The 18,035-nt window shown below is 71.2% G+C and carries 16 protein-coding genes; 11 read left to right on the forward strand and 5 right to left on the reverse strand.

The window, feature by feature from the left end; all coding sequences use genetic code 11:
* Positions 1-18 precede the first annotated feature (18 nt).
* From VK92_RS32230 to VK92_RS32245, 4 genes are read left to right on the forward strand one after another with little or no spacing between them, the layout of a single operon-like run.
* The gene (locus tag VK92_RS32230) at positions 19-819 is read left to right on the forward strand and encodes a (Fe-S)-binding protein (RefSeq protein WP_048023188.1); all 801 of its coding nucleotides are present in this window, start codon (positions 19-21) and stop codon (positions 817-819) included.
* Positions 816-1,547: a LutC/YkgG family protein gene (locus tag VK92_RS32235; protein ID WP_048023204.1), complete on the forward strand. Its 732-nt coding sequence runs from the start codon at positions 816-818 to the stop codon at positions 1,545-1,547. The genes VK92_RS32230 and VK92_RS32235 overlap by 4 nt, the downstream gene beginning before the upstream one ends.
* Positions 1,544-2,989: a LutB/LldF family L-lactate oxidation iron-sulfur protein gene (locus VK92_RS32240; RefSeq protein WP_048023186.1), complete on the forward strand. Its 1,446-nt coding sequence runs from the start codon at positions 1,544-1,546 to the stop codon at positions 2,987-2,989. Before VK92_RS32235 ends, VK92_RS32240 begins: the two co-directional genes overlap by 4 nt.
* A gap of 57 nt (positions 2,990-3,046) precedes the next feature.
* Positions 3,047-4,759 carry a lactate permease LctP family transporter gene (locus VK92_RS32245; RefSeq protein WP_048023184.1) on the forward strand — a complete coding sequence of 571 codons (1,713 nt, stop codon included), beginning with the start codon at positions 3,047-3,049 and terminating at the stop codon, positions 4,757-4,759.
* Positions 4,760-4,869: 110 nt separating this feature from the next.
* On the opposite strand, the gene VK92_RS32250 is transcribed toward VK92_RS32245, so the two are convergent.
* The 5 genes from VK92_RS32250 to VK92_RS32270 form a co-directional block, all read right to left on the reverse strand.
* Positions 4,870-5,631: a M48 family metalloprotease gene (locus tag VK92_RS32250; RefSeq protein ID WP_021160648.1), complete on the reverse strand. Its 762-nt coding sequence runs from the start codon at positions 5,629-5,631 to the stop codon at positions 4,870-4,872.
* Between the two features lie 195 nt (positions 5,632-5,826).
* The gene (locus VK92_RS32255; RefSeq protein WP_042975723.1) at positions 5,827-6,609 is read right to left on the reverse strand and encodes a glycosyltransferase family 2 protein; all 783 of its coding nucleotides are present in this window, start codon (positions 6,607-6,609) and stop codon (positions 5,827-5,829) included.
* Positions 6,610-6,737: 128 nt separating this feature from the next.
* Entirely contained in the window at positions 6,738-8,039 is a 1,302-nt protein-coding gene (locus tag VK92_RS32260; protein WP_048023183.1) for a chorismate transformation enzyme, FkbO/Hyg5 family, read from the reverse strand.
* 107 nt (positions 8,040-8,146) lie between these two features.
* The gene (fabG, locus tag VK92_RS32265) at positions 8,147-8,863 is read right to left on the reverse strand and encodes a 3-oxoacyl-ACP reductase FabG (RefSeq protein WP_021160651.1); all 717 of its coding nucleotides are present in this window, start codon (positions 8,861-8,863) and stop codon (positions 8,147-8,149) included.
* A 110-nt stretch (positions 8,864-8,973) separates the two neighbouring features.
* Positions 8,974-9,234: a phosphopantetheine-binding protein gene (locus VK92_RS32270; protein ID WP_042975727.1), complete on the reverse strand. Its 261-nt coding sequence runs from the start codon at positions 9,232-9,234 to the stop codon at positions 8,974-8,976.
* A 569-nt stretch (positions 9,235-9,803) separates the two neighbouring features.
* Here VK92_RS32270 and VK92_RS32275 point away from each other — a divergent pair.
* From VK92_RS32275 to VK92_RS32305, 7 genes are all read left to right on the forward strand, one after another.
* Positions 9,804-10,457 carry a membrane protein gene (locus VK92_RS32275; protein ID WP_048023182.1) on the forward strand — a complete coding sequence of 218 codons (654 nt, stop codon included), beginning with the start codon at positions 9,804-9,806 and terminating at the stop codon, positions 10,455-10,457.
* Positions 10,458-10,521: 64 nt separating this feature from the next.
* Positions 10,522-12,264, forward strand: a complete 1,743-nt coding sequence (locus tag VK92_RS32280) for an acyl-CoA synthetase family protein (RefSeq protein ID WP_048023180.1) — start codon at positions 10,522-10,524, stop codon at positions 12,262-12,264.
* A complete protein-coding gene (locus VK92_RS32285; protein ID WP_048023179.1) occupies positions 12,261-13,244 on the forward strand; it encodes an LpxL/LpxP family acyltransferase in 984 nt (327 codons plus the stop codon). The genes VK92_RS32280 and VK92_RS32285 overlap by 4 nt, the downstream gene beginning before the upstream one ends.
* Positions 13,241-13,894, forward strand: a complete 654-nt coding sequence (locus VK92_RS32290; protein WP_048023177.1) for an outer membrane lipoprotein carrier protein LolA — start codon at positions 13,241-13,243, stop codon at positions 13,892-13,894. The genes VK92_RS32285 and VK92_RS32290 overlap by 4 nt, the downstream gene beginning before the upstream one ends.
* Positions 13,894-16,362 (forward strand): MMPL family transporter, encoded by a 2,469-nt coding sequence (locus VK92_RS32295; protein WP_048023176.1) that lies wholly within the window; start codon positions 13,894-13,896, stop codon positions 16,360-16,362. Before VK92_RS32290 ends, VK92_RS32295 begins: the two co-directional genes overlap by 1 nt.
* On the forward strand, positions 16,359-17,252 hold the full coding sequence (locus tag VK92_RS32300) for a polysaccharide deacetylase family protein (RefSeq protein WP_048023175.1): 894 nt from the start codon (positions 16,359-16,361) through the stop codon (positions 17,250-17,252). Before VK92_RS32295 ends, VK92_RS32300 begins: the two co-directional genes overlap by 4 nt.
* Before the next feature lie 63 nt (positions 17,253-17,315).
* On the forward strand, positions 17,316-18,035 hold a 720-nt coding region (locus VK92_RS32305), incomplete at its 3' end, for a beta-ketoacyl synthase N-terminal-like domain-containing protein (protein ID WP_048468219.1).

The following is an 18,035-nucleotide window of genomic DNA, read 5'->3' on the forward strand; positions in this document are numbered from 1 at the left end:
TCGCCACTGGAGCGAGACATGAACGAAAGGCAATACCCCGCCGCCGCCCCCGCGCACGTCTATCTGTTCGCGACCTGCCTGGTCGACCTGTTCGTCCCCGAAGCCGGGCTCGACGCGGTCCGACTGCTGGAACGCGAAGGCCTGACCGTCCACTATCCGCGCGGCCAGAGCTGCTGCGGGCAGCCGGCCTACAGCAGCGGCAATCCCGACGAAGCGCGCCGCGTCGCGGCCGCGCAGCTCGACCTGTTCGCGCAAGCGTGGCCCGTGATCGTGCCCTCCGGCTCGTGCGCGGGGATGATCCGCCACCATTGGCCGGCGCTGTTCGCCGACGATCCCGTGTACGGCCCGCGAGCCCGCGCGATCGCGGAGCGGACCTATGAACTCGCCGAATTCCTCGTCCACGTGCTCGACGTGCGGCTCGACGCGGCGACGGCCGGCGCCGGGCCCGACGAACGCGTCGTGCTGCACACGTCGTGCGCGGCGCGGCGCGAGATGGGCACGCGCGGGCACGGCGTCGCGCTCGTCGACGCACTGCCGGGCGTGACGCGCGTCGAACACGAACGCGAATCCGAATGCTGCGGCTTCGGCGGCACGTTCTCGCTGAAGCATCCCGACATCTCCGGCGCGATGGTGCGCGACAAGGTCGCGTCGGCCTGCGCGACGGGCTGCGACCGGCTCGTGTCCGCCGACTGCGGCTGCCTGCTGAACATCGGCCACGCGGCGGCCAAGGCCGGCGCGGCGCTGCCGGTCGAGCACCTCGCCAGCTTCCTGTGGCGGCGCACGGCAAGCGCCGCGTCGCTGCGCGGAGACCAGCCGTGAGCGCGCGCGACGCGATCCTCGCGCGGCTGCGCGCCGCCGCGCCGGGCGTCGCCGCCACGTCCGGCCGCGCGCTCGACGCACACATCGACACGCATTACGACACGCGCCGCTCGCAGGCCGGGACGGCGCACGATCCGCACACGCTCGCCCGCACGATGCAGGCCGCGCTCACCGCGTCGCACGCGGACGTCTGGTGCGCGACCGGCGACGCATGGCCCGCGCAACTCGCCGCGCGGCTCGCCGAAGCCGGCGTGCGCCGGCTGCTGCTCGATCCGACCCGCGCCGAATCCGCTGCACTCGCCCGCGCGCTGCCCGACACGGTTGCGCCTGTGCCGTTCGACCGGCCGATCGACGCGTGGAAGGCCGAGCTGTTCGACACGATCGACGCGGGCTTCACCGTCGCGCGTTCGGGCATCGCCGCCACCGGCACCGTCGTGCTCGCCCCCGATGCCGGCACGCCGCGCACGGTGTCGCTGGTGCCGCCGCTGCATGTCGCGCTCGTCCACGCGAGCACGCTGCATCCCGACCTGCACGCGGCCGTCCACGCGGAGCGCTGGCACGCCGGCATGCCGACCAACCTGGTGCTGGTGTCGGGCCCGTCGAAGACGTCCGACATCCAGCAGACGCTCGCCTATGGCGCACACGGCCCGCGCCGCCTGTGGGTCGTGATCGTCACCGATTCCGCCGCCCGGCCGGCTGCAACCGCCCGCGAGGACCTCCCGCAATGAGCGACCACACGCTGCAATTCGTCGCACCCGGCGACTTCAAGGCCCGCGCGCGCGCGGCGCTCGACGATCCCGCATTGCGCCGGAGCTTTCGCGGCGCGATGGACTTCCTGCAGGGCAAGCGCGCGACGCAGTTCCCCGACGACGCCGAGCTGCAGCAGCTGCGCGACTTCGGCGAAGCGGTGCGGCAACACGCGCTCGCGCAGTTGCCCGCGCTGCTCGAACGGCTGGAGACGAAGCTCACCGAAGCCGGCGTGCACGTGCACTGGGCCGAGACGGCCGCCGACGCGAACGCGATCGTGCTCGGCATCGCGCAGGCGAAGAAGGCGCGCCGCGTGATCAAGGGCAAGTCGATGGCGAGCGAGGAAATCGAGCTGAACCATTACCTCGCGGAGCACGGCGTCGACTGCATCGAATCCGACATGGGCGAATTCATCGTGCAGCTCGCGGGCGAGAAACCGTCGCATATCGTGATGCCGGCGATCCACAAGACACGCGGCGACATCGCCGAACTGTTCGAGGCGCACATCCCCGGCACGCGCTACACGGAAGACGTCGACGAGCTGATCCAGACCGGCCGGCGCGCCCTGCGGCGCGCGTTCGCCGAGGCGGACATCGGCCTGTCCGGCGTGAACTTCGCGGCGGCCGACACGGGCACGCTGTGGCTCGTCGAGAACGAAGGCAACGGCCGCCTGTCGACGACTGTGCCCGACACGCACGTCGCGATCATGGGGATCGAGAAGGTCGTCGAGAAACTCGAGCACATCGTGCCCTTGTCGAGCCTGCTCACGCGCTCGGCCACCGGCCAGGCGATCACGACCTACTTCAACCTGATCTCGGGCCCGCGCCGCGACGGCGAACGCGACGGCCCGCGCGAGCTGCATCTCGTGCTGCTCGACAACGGCCGCACGCAGGCCTATGCGGACGAACAGCTGCGCGCGACGCTGCAGTGCATCCGCTGCGGCGCGTGCATGAACCACTGCCCCGTCTACACGCGCATCGGCGGCCACGCGTACGGCACGACCTACCCGGGCCCGATCGGCAAGATCATCTCGCCGCACCTGCTCGGCCTCGACGCGACGGCCGACCTGCCGACCGCGTCGACGCTGTGCGGCGCATGCGGCGAGGTGTGCCCGGTGCGGATCCCGATCCCGCAACTGCTCGTGCGGCTGCGTACCGAGGCGAACCGCAAGCCCGACGAACCCGTCGCGCATCCGCTGCGCGGCCAGGGCGCGAACTACACCCGCGCGGAAGACCTCGTGTGGCGCTTCTGGTCGGGCGCGTTCGCGCATCCGCGCGCGTACCGCGCGTTCCGCTGGACCGCGACGCGCCTGCGTGCGCTGACACCCGCGAAACAGATGGGCTGGACGCAGCACCGCACGCCGCTCGAACCGGCACCGCGCAGCCTGTCCGACCTGCTGCGCGCACGCGGCCAGCCCGAGTAGCCCCCGCTTTACCCACCCATACCCATAGATAGACAGACACAGATGGAGGAGACACCCATGCAGGTTTGGCACCAGATCTATACGCCGCTCGGCAGCCTCGGGCTGTCGGCGTTCGTCGCCGCAATCCCGATCATTTTCTTTTTCGTCGCACTGGCCGCGCTGCGGCTCAAGGGCCACGTCGCCGCGGCGATCACGCTGCTGCTGTCGCTCGGCGTCGCGATCCTCGCTTACGGGATGCCCGTGCCGCAGGCGCTCGCGGCGGCCGGTTTCGGCTTCGCATACGGCCTGTGGCCGATCGCGTGGATCATCGTCGCGGCCGTGTTCCTGTACAAGATCGTCGTGAAGACCGGCCAGTTCGACATCATCCGCGCGTCCGTGCTGTCGATTACCGACGACCAGCGCCTGCAGATGCTGCTGATCGGCTTCTCGTTCGGCGCGTTCCTCGAAGGCGCGGCCGGCTTCGGCGCGCCCGTCGCGATCACGGCCGCACTGCTCGTCGGGCTCGGCTTCAAGCCGCTGCACGCGGCAGGACTGTGTCTGATTGCAAACACCGCGCCGGTCGCGTTCGGCGCGATGGGGATCCCGATCATCGTCGCCGGACAGGTGACGGGCATCGACCCGTTCCATATCGGCGCGATGGCCGGCCGCCAGTTGCCGCTGCTGTCGCTCGCGGTGCCGTTCTGGCTCGTGTTCATGATGGACGGGCTGCGCGGCGTGCGGCAGACGTGGCCGGCCGCGCTCGTCGCGGGCGGCAGCTTCGCGGTGACGCAATACTTCACGTCGAACCACATCGGGCCCGAGCTGCCGGACATCACGTCGTCGCTCGTCAGCCTCGTCGCGCTCGCCGCGTTCCTGAAGGTCTGGCAGCCGCGCACCGCGAAGCAGGCGGCCGGCAGCGTCGTTGCGTCGGGCGGCGGCGCCGCGCTCGCGGGCTTCGGCGGCGCGGGCTCGCGCAACGGCTTCGGCGCGGGCACCAGCCGGCAGGCATCGCCGTACACGCTCGCGCAGACCGTGCGCGCATGGTCGCCGTTCCTGATCCTGACGGCCGTCGTCACCGTGTGGAGCATCGCGCCGTTCAAGGCGCTGTTCGCCGCCCACGGCGCGCTCGCGTCGACCGTGCTGAAATTCCACGTGGCGGGGCTCGACCAGCTCGTCGTGAAGACCGCACCGATCGCCGCGACGCCGAAGGCGCTCGACGCCGTGCTGAAGATCGATCTCGTGTCGGCAGTGGGCAGCGCGATCCTCGTGACCGCGCTGATCTCGATGGTGCTGCTGCGGATGAAGCCGCGCGACGCGCTCGTCACGTTCGGCGAGACGCTGAAGGAACTGACCCGCCCGATCCTGTCGATCGGCCTCGTGCTCGCATTCGCGTTCGTCGCGAACTATTCGGGGATGTCGTCGACGCTCGCGCTGATGCTGGCCGCGACCGGCGCCGCGTTCCCGTTCTTCTCGCCGTTCCTCGGCTGGCTCGGGGTGTTCCTGACGGGCTCGGACACGTCGTCGAATGCGCTGTTCTGCTCGCTGCAGCAGGCCACGGCCCATCAGCTCGGCGTACCCGAGACGCTCGCGGTGGCCGCGAACACGACGGGCGGCGTGACCGCGAAAATGATCTCGCCGCAGTCGATCGCGGTGGCATGCGCGGCAACGGGCCTCGTCGGCAAGGAGTCGGAGCTGTTCCGCTTCACCGTGCGCCACAGCCTGCTGTTCGCGATGATCGTCGGCCTGATCACGCTCGTGCAGGCGTACGTGTTGCCGGGGATGGTGCCGTAAGCAAGCGGCCCGCCGTTTTCCGGTTCCCCGAGAAACAAAAACCCCACGCCGCGAAGCGTGGGGTTCCGTTCATCCAGGGCGCCGGACGGAGCCGGCGCATCGGGCGGCGATCAGCTGCCCTTCGCGATGCGATCCTGGATGTGCTGCGCCCGGCTCGACGACGACGGGTGCGAGCTCATCATCGAGCTCTTGCCGCCATCGAGCTGCGCGAGTTTCTGGAATGCGGTGACGAGGCCCTTCTGGTTCATGTTCTTCTGCTTCATCAGGTCGAACGAGTAGTCGTCGGCCGCGCTTTCCTGCGTCTGCGAGAACTGCGCGTTGATGAACTTCTCGGTGATGTCGCCGAGCTGCGAGCTCGTCAGCGCCGCCACGCCCGGCGATGCCGCGCCGGCCGCGGTGCGCGCCGCGCTGACCGCGTAGGCCGTCTGCATCGCCTTCTTCGAGTGACCCAGCGCGACGTGGCCCATTTCATGGCCGATCACGCCGCGCAGCTCGTCGTCGTTCATCATGTCCATCAGGCCGCTGTACACGCGCACGCAGCCGTTGCCCATCGCCCACGCGTTGACGTCCTTGGTCATGTAGACCTTGTAGTTGATCTTCTGGCCGTTCAGCGTCATGTCGCCGAAGCCCTTCATCACTTTCGTCAGACGCTTCGAGTACGCGCTGTTCGCCGGCGCGACCTTCGATTCCGCATCGCTCGACTTGCACGAATCGTTCGACAGCGCGGCGATGTCGGCATCCGACAACGTCGCTGCCTTGTACAGGCTCGTCCCCGCCGACGTCAGGCTGTTCGCGTCAAGGCTCTGTACCCCGCCGCACGCGCTCAACAGAAACGCCACGCCACACGCTGCCACCGCTTTCTTGAGTTGCATCCCGGATCCCTCGATAGTTTTATTTGGGAGCGGCGATTTTGCATAATCCGGCAGAAAATTACCAGATGTTTACATCGGATGACACGTTCATTACTCGGCAAACTGGAATGAAGCGGTGCACCGGCGCGGGATTGACGACAAAAAACGGGGCAATCGCCGCGGCCGGGCGACGATCGGCATGGAAATCGGGCGTGCTCAGGCGGTCTGATCGTGGCGTCGCGCCAACCGCCGCGCGACCAGCATCGGCAGCCGCGCCACGAAGCCGGTGAAAAGGCGCAGGTGCATCCACGCGAGCAGCGCGTTGTCGCGGCCGTAGTGGAAGTGCGAGACGCCGCCCTCGTGACGGCCGAAATAGCGCACCGGCGCGTCGATGCGGATCGGACGCACGCCGGCCCAGCACAGCCGCACGGCCGCCTCGGGATCGAAGTCGAAGCCGCGCATCCACGGCTGGCGGCGCATGATCGCGGCCAGCGGCGCGACCGGATACACGCGAAACCCGTACAGCGAATCGCCGATTCCCGCCCACAGCGTCTCGAGGTCGGCCCACGCGTTCGACAGCCGACGCCCCTGCACGCGCAACTGCGGCGCGCTCGCGTCGAACTTCGGCACGCCCAGCACCATTGCGTCGGGTGCGGCCTGCGACGCGGCCATGAACGCGGGAATCAGGTCGGCCGGATGCTGGCCGTCCGAATCCATCGTCAATACATGCGTGAAGCCGCTCGCGGCTGCCGCGTCGAGCCCGGCGAGCACCGCGGCGCCCTTGCCGCGGTTCTCGGGCAGCACGATCACGCGCAACCCCGGGTCGCGTTCGGCCATGGCCTGCAGCCGTTCGGCGCTGCCGTCGGTGCTGCCGTCGACGACGACCCACACCGGATTCCACTGTGCTCGCGCATTGCGCACGGTCGTGTCGACCTTGGTGCCCGGGTTGTAGCTCGGAATCAGGACGAGATGGGTGGACGAGGCGTGCTGCTTGGACATGGAAACGGCCGATTGCGAAGACGGGGATCCTGACAAAAGTTTATGACTTGCCGGCGAACGCAGGCAGGCTTCGTCGACGCCGCCCGAATGCGGAGCCGGTTGCCGGATCGTGAGGCTCTCGCGCTTCATTACAGCCACGCCTCCTCATGACCCGTGCTGGCCTCGATCTCGACCAGCAGGTCGTCGCGGCACACGTCCGCATGGACGACGAGCGGCCGCACGCCGGGGCCGGCCGCGTCGCGCAGCACCTGCCCGATCGCGGCCAGCGCCGCGGCATCGCCGGCGTCGCGCACGTAGACGCGATAGCTCAGGTCGGCGAGCGTGAACGGGCCGTGCCCCTGGCGCGCGGCCTGCTCGAGCACGGCCGCGAGGTTCGCGACCGTCTCGCGCGTTTGCGCGACGACGTCGCCGAGATGCACGGTGCGATGCCCGACGATGCTCGCGGTGCCCGACACGAACAGCACCGGTGCGGCATCGCCCGCCGGCCATGCGGCCGCGCGCGCGAACGTCGGTGCCCGCGGGCCGTACTGCGCCGGATAGTGATACGCGCTGACCTGGCGCGGGTTCTCAATCGGATCGGCCGGCGTGCGGCTCGCGAGGAAATGGATCGCGAGCGGCGCGGCCGGCGATGCATCGCCCGCGACCGGCACGACCGAACCGAGCGCGCACGCGGCCGGCACGCCGCCCGTCAGCGCGCGGCGGCACGCGTCGAACGCATGCTGGCGGCCGATATTGAACTGACGATAGCGCTCGATCCCGAACTGCACCGCATTGATCGCCGGCACCGTATTCCAGATGCGCAGCGGATGCGGCATGCCGAGCGAATCGAGCACGTCGAACAGCGTGCGGTACGCATCGTGCGTCGCGCGTTCGAGCGGCGTGCCGCCGTCGCGATGCGTGTCGGGCGTGTCGCACTCGTGCACGACGATGCTGCCGAACACGAGACCCGCCGCCTCGCTGTAGCGATAGTGCAGCGCGCCGTGTCGTTCGCTGCGCAGGTCGCGCGCATGGCATTGCCAGATTTCGCAGACGGCGTCGTCCGCCGCGATGCCCGCGCCGAGCAGCGCCATCGGCACCGGCGCGACCGGCAGGTCGGGCACGACGTCGGCCAGCATCCGCGCCGCCGCGTCCGCGTGCGATCCGGTTCGGGATGCGCGCTGCAGGTCGCCCGCGCCGATGCACACCACGCCCAGTGCGCCGGGCAACACGTGGTCGAATCCGTCGCCACGGCTGCGTGCATCGTGCAGCAACGCGGCGAGCCGGGCATCGCTCATCCGGACGAGCCGCAGCGCGCGGCCCTCGTCGTGCGCGAGCGGCACGCCCGGTCGCGATGCGGCCGGCCCGGCCGCCGCCTGCCCGCGCGCGAGCGGCGCAGCGGAGGACGACAGGGAACACGGGCGCCGTTCGGCGTCGACTGGATGCACGGACACTTCGATTTCCTCACTATGCGGCGCTGGCCGCGCAACCTCGCGGCATGCGCTGCGCTGCGTTGCGCTATGCCGCGTTGCGTTTCGTCACGCCGACGCCGCGCCCTTCGTCACGCGAGCCCGCCGTTGACGGACAGCACCTGTCCCGTCACATAGGCCGCGGCGTCGGACACCAGGTACGCGACCATCGCCGCGACTTCGTCGGGCCGGCCCGCGCGCTGCGCGGGCACGAGCTGCTTGATGCGTTCGGCGGGAAACGCCTGTTCGGCCATCGGCGATTCGATGATGCCGGGCGCGACCGCGTTCACGGTGATGCCGCGCGACGCGAGCTCCAGCGACAGCGACTTCGTCGCGCCGATCAGCCCCGCCTTCGCGGCCGCGTAGTTGACCTGCCCGCGATTGCCGGTCACGCCGGCCACCGACGCGATGTTGACGATCCGTCCGCGCCGCGTGCGGATCATCGGCAGCAACAGCGGCTGCGTGACGTTGAAGAAGCCGTTGAGCGTCACGTCGATCACGCTGTGCCACTGCCGGCGCGACATGCCGGCCATCGGCGCATCGTCGTGAATGCCTGCGTTGTTGACGAGGATCTGCACCGGCGCATCGTCGGCCAGCGGCGCCAGCGCGGCGAGCGTCGCATCGGCGTCGGTCACGTCGAACGCGATCGCACGCGCGGTGCCGCCGGCCGCGACGATCTGCTGCGCGACCGCCTCCGCCTGCGCGAGATGGCGGTTCGCATGCACCCATACTTCATGGCCGGCCTGCGCGAGCGCCGTGCAGATCGCCTGCCCGAGTGCGCCGCTGCCGCCCGTCACGAGCGCCCGCATCGAATTGCTCCGTTCATCGCGTTCCACCTCGATCGACGCGGTCGCGTATCGTCTGCCGATCGCGGCCGCGTGCCGTCATCATCTGCGCGCCGCGCCCGTGCGCGACGCCGTCACTTCGTGCGGTGCGCGGCGACGTACGCAGCCAGTGCACCGAGCGTCGCGAAGATCTTCTGGTTGTCCGGATTGTCCGAACGCAGCTCGAAGCCGTATTTCTTCGAGATCAGCAGCGCGATTTCCAGGATGTCGATGGAGTCGAGCCCGAAACCCTCGCCGTACAGCGGGGTGTCGGCCGTCACTGTTTCGAGCGGGACGTCTTCGAGATTCAGTTCGCCGATGATCAGCGTGGCGAGCTCTTGTTCCAGTGCGTTCATCATGCGTGCGGGCAGGCGGCCCGTGGCAGCGGAAGGCGCCCGGAAACGGCAATCGCCATGCACGCCCGGCGCGTGCGTATCTCCGTCCCTCCGGCGTCTGCCGGCTTCCCCGCCTGCGTTTTTGGGGATCGTTTGTAAAAGTTACGCGGATTCTAGACGAACGGGTATCGGGCCGTATACCGCCAATGGTTACAGACTGGCGAGCCAGCGCCGCGCCCCGTTGCGGGCCCCGGATGCAGCAGATGCTTGAGCCGCTTTGGATGGAAATGGACCGACCCCGCGAAACCGTTCGTCCGGCGCCATACAATCGGTTACAAAACCCGTTCGCGCCCACTCCGAACACGCGGTGCCGCGGCCCTAAAATGAGCGTGCCCGACCACCGGCCCGGACCCGTCCCGGCCGCCTTTCATATGATGTTTGACGGCCCGACCCTCGCGTCCGGCCACGATCCGCCCGATGTCGCCAGTCATGCCGCGCCCGTCCTTCCGCTCCGTTCCGGTTCGCCCGTCCGTCCGCCGCCGCCCGGCCGCCGGTGACGGGTATTCGCGCCGTGCGCACGGAGGCCGTCGATGAGCCGGCTGCTGCCGGTCGCACGCGGCATCGCCGCGGTCGGCGCCGTCGCGGCATACCAGGCCGGTGCGCACTACGCGGCCGCGACGCCCGGCGCGCACGGCCTCGGCCTCGCGATGGCGCTCGTGCCGCCGCTGCTGCTCGCGCTCGGCGCGGCGCTGCGCTCGCCGCACCGCATCGGGTTCGTGTCCGCATGGCTGCTTGCCGCCGCCGCGCTGTGGGCCGCGCGCGTGCCGCTCGCGCGGCACTTCGAATGGGGCCTGTACCTGGAACACGCGAGTTTCAACCTCGCGATGGCGCTGCTGTTCGGCCGCACGCTCGCGGCCGGCAAGGTGCCGCTGTGCACGCATTTCGCGACGATGATCCACGGCGCGATCACGCCGGCCGTCGCGCAGTACACGCGGCAGATCACACTCGCGTGGACGCTGTTCTTCGTCGCGATCGCCGCCGTGTCGACGCTGCTGTTCGCGACCGCGCCGATCGTCACATGGTCGACGTTCGCGAACTACCTGTCGCTGCCGCTCGTCGCCGTGATGTTCGCGGCCGAGCATGCGTGCCGACGCTTCGCCCTGCCGCACGAACCGCGGCCGCGCATGGTCGACGCGGTGCGCGCGTATCGCGCGACGACACACGCGTCGCAGGCATCACGATGAATTCACGGCCGGCGCGGCGCCGCAACGCGGCCGCGCCGGCCTTCGCTCCTGTTTCGACCGATTTATGCCGACTCACCCGCTGGTTTTCCATTCGTCGCCCGACCAGACGATCGCCTGGCGCGACGGCGCGCCCGTCACCGTGCGCACGTTCGTCGCCGACGTCGCGCGCGTGGCCGCCGCGCTGCCCGCCGGCGCGCACGTGTTCAACGTGTGCCGCGACCGCTACCGCTTCGCGGTCAGCCTGTGCGCCGCGCTCGTTGCCGGCAAGGTCAGCCTGCTGCCGTCGACGCATACGCCGGAAATGGTCCGCCAGCTCGCGTCGTTCGCACCTGACGCGTTCTGCCTGCACGACGCGCCCGACTGCACGATCGACCTGCCGCGCTTCGCGTACCCCGATGCCGCCCCCGGCGCGCTCGCGGACGACGCGCCGTTCGCCGTGCCGCAGATCGATGCGGCGCGGATCATGGCCTACGTGTTCACGTCCGGCTCGACCGGCGCGCCGGTGCCGCACCGCAAGAGCTGGGGCTTCCTGGTCGGCTGCGTGCGCGCGGCGGCCGACCGCCTCGGGCTGCTCGACGGCCGCGCGGCCACGCTGATCGGCACGGTGCCCGCGCAGCACATGTACGGCTTCGAGTCGACGGTGCTGCTCGCGCTGATCGGCGGCCTCGCGTTCAGCAACCGCCAGCCGTTCTACCCGGTCGACATTCGCGACGAACTCGACGCGATCCCTCAGCCGCGCGTGCTCGTCACGTCGCCGATCCACCTGCGTGCGCTGCTCGCGGCCGGCCATGCGCTGCCGCGCGCGGCGCTCGTGCTGTCGGCCACCGCGCCACTGTCGGAAAAGCTCGCGTGCGAAGCCGAGGCCGCGCTCGACGCGCCGCTCGTCGAGATCTACGGCAGCACCGAGACCGGCCAGATCGCCACCCGCCGTACGTCGCAGGGCGCGGCATGGGAACTGTTCCCGGACATCCGTCTCGACGCGCGCGCCGAACCGGACGACGACGACAGCGGCCCGACCGTATGGGTGTCGGGCGGACATGTGGAGGCCCCCGTGCCGATGGGCGATGCACTCGAACTGCTCGGCGACGGCCGGTTCCTGCTGCACGGCCGCAAGGCCGACCTCGTCAACATCGCCGGCAAGCGCACGTCGCTCGCGTACCTGAACCATCAGCTCAACGCGATTCCGCAGGTGCTCGACGGCGTATTCTTCATGCCCGACGAAGCCGCGGCGGCACACGACGACACCCGCCTCGAGCCGGTCACGCGCCTCGTCGCGCTCGTCGTCGCGCCGACGCTCACCGCAGCCGGCCTGCAGCGCGCGCTGCGCGAACGGATCGATCCCGCGTTCATGCCGCGCCCGCTCGTGTTCGTCGACGCGCTGCCGCGCAACGAAACCGGCAAGCTGCCGCGCGACGTGCTCGCCGCACTCGTTGCGCAACATGCGCGCCCCGTGCCCGTGCCCGTGCCCGTGCCCGATCCGGCCGGCACGCCCGCACTCGGGTTCACGATCCCCGCCGATCACCCGGCACTGCCCGGCCACTTCCCCGGCCATCCGGTCGTGCCGGGCGTCGTGCTGCTCGATCACGCGATCCATGCGCTCGGCACCGCGCTGAACCGCCCGCTGCACGCGTGGCGGCTCGGGTCCGCGAAATTCCTGAGCCCGGTCACGCCCGGCGAGCCGCTCGATCTCGCGTACGACGCCGCGGCCAGCGGTGCGATCCGCTTCACGCTGCGCGCCGGGGCGCGCGACGTCGCGAGCGGCGTGCTGTCCGCGCCGCCGGCCGAGCAGGATGGTGCGCAGCCATGAAGCGCACCGCGTGGGCCGAACGCCAGGAGCGCAGCAATGCAAGCTTGCTGCGCGCGATGACGTGGATCTCGCTGCGCTTCGGCCGGCCGCGCGCGCGCGTCGTGCTGCACCTGATCGCGACGTATTTCGTGCTGTTTTCGCCGGTCGCGTGCGCGGCGTCGCGCGACTACCTGCGCCGCGTGCTCGGCCGCCCCGCGCGCTGGCGCGACGTGTACCGGCACGTGTTCACGTTCGCGGCGACGATCCACGACCGCATCTACCTGATGAACGGGCGCTTCGACCTGTTCGACATCCGGCTGCACGGCGAGACGCTGGTAGACGAAGCGCTCGCGGGCGGACGCGGCGCGTTCCTGATGGGCGCGCATCTCGGCAGCTTCGAGGTCGTGCGCGCGATCGGCCGCACGCACCCGGACCTGCGCGTCGTCGTGACGATGTACGAGAAGAACGCGCGCAAGATCAACGCGACGCTCGCCGCGGTGAATCCCGCCGCGCAGCCGGAAGTGATTCCGCTCGGGCAAGTCGACTCGATGCTGAAGGTGCGCGAGCGCCTCGACGCGAACTGCATGGTCGGCATGCTCGCCGACCGCACGCTGCTCGACGACGCGGCCGCGTCGCTGCGGCGGCTGCCGCTGCTCGGCGCGCCGGCCGCGTTCCCGCTCGGGCCGCTCTACATGGCCGCGATGCTGCGGCGCCCGGTGATCTTCATGACGGGCCTCTATCGCGACGGCAACCGCTACGACGTGCACTTCGAGACGCTCGCCGATTTCTCCGACGTGCGGCGCGATGCGCGCGCGGCGGCCGTCGACGCGGCACTCGCGCGCTACGTCGCGCTGCTCGACAGGTACTGTCGCTCGGCACCGTACAACTGGTTCAACTATTTCGACTTCTGGCACGGCGGCGATGCCGCGACCGCGGCCGCGCGCGGCGACGCCGCGTGCGCCGGTGCCGGCCTGTCCGCCACGAGGGATTCCGACGCATGACCGCCGTTCGCCGCCTGCCCACGCTCACGCCCGCCCTGCGTCGCGCCGTCCGCACGCTGGCCGCCGCGATCGCCGCAAGCACCGCCGCAATCGCGCTGGCCGCCGCGCCCGCGCGGGCGGCCGACGCGGCGCCCGCGTGGACCCTCGACCGGCTGATGTCGACGCTCGCGCAGCACAAGTCGGGGCGTGCGACGTTCACCGAGACGAAGTACCTGTCGATCGCGACGCAGCCGGTCGAATCGTCCGGCGAACTCGTGTTCGTCGCGCCCGACCATCTCGAGAAGCACACGCTGAGCCCGAAGCCCGAACACCTCGTCGTCGACGGCGACATGCTCACCGTCGAGCGCAACAACCGCAAGTACACGCTCGCGCTCGCGCGCTATCCGGAACTCGGCGCGTTCATCGACAGCATCCGCGCGACGCTCGCCGGCAACCGCTTCGCGCTCGAGCAGGTCTACAAGGTCGCACTCGCCGGGCGCGGCGACGACTGGACGCTGACGCTTACGCCGCTCGACTCGCGGATGCTGAAGGTCGTCAGCACCATCACGCTCGACGGCACGCGCGACCTGTTGCGCAGCGTCGCGATCCGGCAGGCCGACGGCGACCGTTCGGTGATGCGCCTGCAACCCGTTCCGGCGAACCCGAACTGATGGACGAACGCACCCGGCCCCCGTCTTCGCCGGTCGCCCGCCGCCTGCACGCGCTGCGGCAGCGCGCGGTGCTCGTGTGGCTGCTCGCGCTCGTCGCGTGCGGCGTCGCGATCGGGCGCGCGCACTTCACGGCCGACCTGTCCGCGTTCCTGCCGAGTTCGCCGAGCGCCGGGCAGCGCGTGCTCGTCGACCAGTTGCGCGACGGCATCGTGTCGCGGCTGATCCTCGTCGCGATCGACGGCGGCGATGCGGCCACGCGCGCCGCGCTGTCGCGGCGCGTGGCCGGCACACTGCGCGCCGACCCGCAGTTCGCGGCCGTGCACAACGGCGAAGCCTCGAACGACGCGCGCGACCGGCAGTTCATCTTCGATCACCGCTACCTGCTGAGCCCGGCCGTCACGCCGCAGCGCTTCAGCGCCGGCGGCCTGCACCAGGCGCTCGGCGACAGCCTCGACCTGCTGAGCTCGTCGGCCGGCCTCGTGGCCAAGGCGATGCTGCCGCGCGACCCGACCGGCGAAGTCGCCGCGCTCGTCGACCAGCTCGACGGCGCGGCGCAACCGGCGAGCCGCGACGGCGTGTGGGCGTCGCGCGACGGCACCCGCGCGGTACTCGTCGTGCAGACGGCCGCCGCCGGGTCCGATACCGATGCCCAGGCCCGTGCGATCGACGCGGTGCGCCGCGCGTTCGCCGCCGCAAAGCAGGCCGTGCCGAACGCCGCCGCCACGCTCGCGATGACGGGCCCCGGCGTGTTCTCCGTCGACACGCGCGACACGATCCGGCACGACGTCGAACGGCTGTCGACGGCGAGCGTCGTGCTGATCGTCGCGTTGCTGCTGACGCTGTACCGTTCGCCGCGCACGCTCGCGCTCGGCTTGCTGCCGGTGCTGACGGGCGTCGCGGCGGGAATCGCGGCGGTCGGCGTCGCGTTCGGCACGGTCCACGGGCTGACGCTCGGTTTCGGTACGACGCTGATCGGCGAAGCCGTGGACTATTCGATCTACCTGTTCGTGCAATCGGCGCAGGCCGGCACACGCGGCGCGGCGCGCCCGGCCGACGCGACACGCGCGTGGGTCGCCGCGTACTGGCCGACGATCCGGCTCGGCGTGCTGACGTCCGTGTGCGGTTTCGCGTCGATGCTGTTCTCCGGGTTCCCCGGCCTCGTGCAGCTCGGGCTGTATTCGATCGTCGGGCTGACGGCCGCCGCGCTCGTCACGCGCTTCGTGCTGCCGCACCTGCGCGGCGAGCATGTCGCGATCCGCGACGTGTCGCGCATCGGCGCCGTGCTCGCGCGCGCGGCCGACGCCGCGCCGCGGCTGCGCTGGCCGCTCGCCGTGCTGGTGATCGCCGCGGGCGCGACGCTCGTGCTGCATCGCGACGGCCTGTGGAGCCGCGAACTCGCCGCGCTGAGCCCCGTGCCCGCACAAGCGCAGGCGCTCGACGCACGGCTGCGCGCCGATGTCGGCGCGCCCGACGTGCGCTACCTCGTCGTGATTGCCGCGCCGACCGAACAGGCCGCGCTCGAACGCGCGGAACGGGTCGCCGCGCAGTTGCAGCCGCTCGTCGACCGGGGCGCGCTCGCGGGTTTCGAAACCCCCGCGCGCTTCCTGCCGAGCGACGCCGCGCAGCGCGCGCGCCTCGCGAGCCTGCCGGATGCCGATGCGCTCGCCGCGCGGATGCGCGACGCCGTCGCGAACCAGCCGATCGCGGTCAGGCCCGGCCTGTTCGCACCGTTCATCGCCGACGTCGAAGCCGCGCGCCACGCACGGCTGCTGACGCGCGCGGACCTGCGCGGCACGTCGATGGCACTCGCCGTCGATGCGCTGCTGACCGAACGCGACGGCCGCTGGAGCGCGATGCTGCCGCTGCGCGCGCCGGACGCCGCCCGCGCCGCGCAACCGGCATCGAGCCTCGATGCGACACCGATCCGCGCGGCCGTCGCGCGCGCGGGCGTGCCCGATGCGCTGTTCGTCGACATGAAGGCCGAAGCCGATCGCCTGTACGTGAACTACGTGCACGAGGACATCCAGCTGTCGCTCGCGGGTTTTGCCGCGATCGCCGTGCTGCTGCTGATCGCCCTGCGCTCGCCGCGCCGCGTCGTGCGCGCCCTCGCCCCGCTCGTCGCGGCCGTGCTGGTCGTGACGGCCGGCTTCGCGCTCGCCGGCGTGCCGCTGACGATCCTGCACCTCGTCGGGATGCTGCTGATCGTCGCGGTCGGCTCGAACTACGCGCTGTTCTTCTGCAAGCGCGACGACGCGCAGCCCGTCACGCCCCACACGCTCGTGTCGCTGCTGATCGCGAACCTCGCGACGGTCGCCGGCTTCGGGCTGCTGGCACTGTCGCGCGTGCCGCTGCTCGAGACCTTCGGGCTGACCGTCGGCCCGGGTGCGATGCTCGCGCTCGCGTTCGCGGCGATCCTCGCGCCGCGCGCGGCCGCAGCCGGCCATCGCCATCAAGGAAGCCGCGCATGAATGCACCGTCGTCCGTTCCGCACCGGCAGCCCGGCGATGCGCGCCGCTGGCAGCCTACGCCGCTGATCGCGGGCACCGCCGCGCTGCACGCGGGCGCGGCAGCCGCCGTCGTCGCGCAGCCGGCCGTGTGGCCGTGGGCGGTCGGCGGCGTGGTCGCGTCGCATCTCGCGCTGACCGCCGCCGGCCTGTGGCCACGCAGCGCACTGCTCGGGCCGAACTGGACGCGCCTGCCGCCCGGCGCCGGCCGCCGCATCGCACTGACGATCGACGACGGCCCGGACCCCGACGTCACGCCGCGCGTGCTCGACCTGCTCGACCGTTCCGACGCGCGCGCGACGTTCTTCTGCATCGGCGATCTCGCGCGCCGCCATCCTCGCTGGATCGAGGCGATCGTCGCGCGCGGCCACGCGATCGAGAACCACAGCCAGCGGCACCGGCATACGTTCTCGCTGTCGGGGCCCGCCGCACTGCGGCGCGAGATCTCGGCCGCGCAACGGACGCTGACCGAGATCGCCGGTACGCGCCCGCTGTTCTTCCGCGCGCCGGCCGGCCTGCGCAATCCGTTCCTCGAACCGGTGCTGTGCGAGCTCGGCCTGCAGCTGGCGAGCTGGACGCGGCGCGGTTTCGACACACGCGCGCACGATGCCGCGACCGTCACGCGCCGCCTGCTGCACGGTCTCGCGCCACGCGACATCCTGCTCGTGCACGACGGCCACGCGGCGCGCGACGCGCGCGGCGAACCGGTCGTGCTCGACGTGCTGCAGGCGGTGCTGCGCGCGGCTGCCGACGCGCAACTGCACTGGGTCACGCTACGCGCGGCGCTCGCGCCCGAACCGCCGGCCGGGCCGCGCGAGCCGGCCGGTGCGGCCCCCCCGTTTGATAAAATCTGACCTCGAGCGGCGCGCCTGCCAGCCCTGCTGCGGCGCCCGTTCCGGCCACCGGATGCGACCCTCGTGAAACCTCTCCTGCTCTCGCACTTCACCGCCACCAGCTGCATCGGCCGCGGCCTCGACGCGACCCTCGATGCACTGCGCCACGCGCGCGGCGGGCTCACGCCTTGCGACTTCGAGCGTGCGGATCTCGACACGTGGATCGGCGCGGTGGACGGCGTCGACGCGCAGCCCGTGCGCGCCGACCACGCCGACTTCGACTGCCGCAACAACCGCCTCGCGCAGCTCGGCCTCATGCAGGACGGCTTCGACGCATGCGTCGCGGCGGCCGTCGCACGCCATGGCGCGGCGCGCGTCGGCGTGTTCGTCGGCACGAGCACGGCCGGCATCCTCGAGACCGAACACGCATACCAGCGCCGCGACCCGGCGAGCGGCGCACTGCCCGCCGACTTCCGCTACGCGCACACGCACAACCCGTATTCGCCGGCCGCGTTCGTGCGCGCGTTTTTCGCGCTGCGCGGGCCGGCGATGGCGATCTCGTCCGCCTGCTCGTCCGGCGCGAAAGTGTTCGGCTCCGCGCGCCGCATGATCGAGGCGGGATTGATCGATGCGGCCGTCGTCGGCGGCGTCGATTCGCTGTGCCTGACGACGCTGTACGGCTTCAATTCGCTCGAACTGCTGTCGCGCCGGCCGTGCCGTCCGTTCGACGTCGCGCGCGACGGCATCTCGATCGGCGAGGCCGCCGCGTTCGCGCTCGTCGAACGCGTGCCCGACCCGCCCGCC

It is taken from the genome of Burkholderia sp. LK4, from assembly GCF_001043615.1.
GTDB classification, from domain to species: domain Bacteria; phylum Pseudomonadota; class Gammaproteobacteria; order Burkholderiales; family Burkholderiaceae; genus Burkholderia; species Burkholderia cepacia.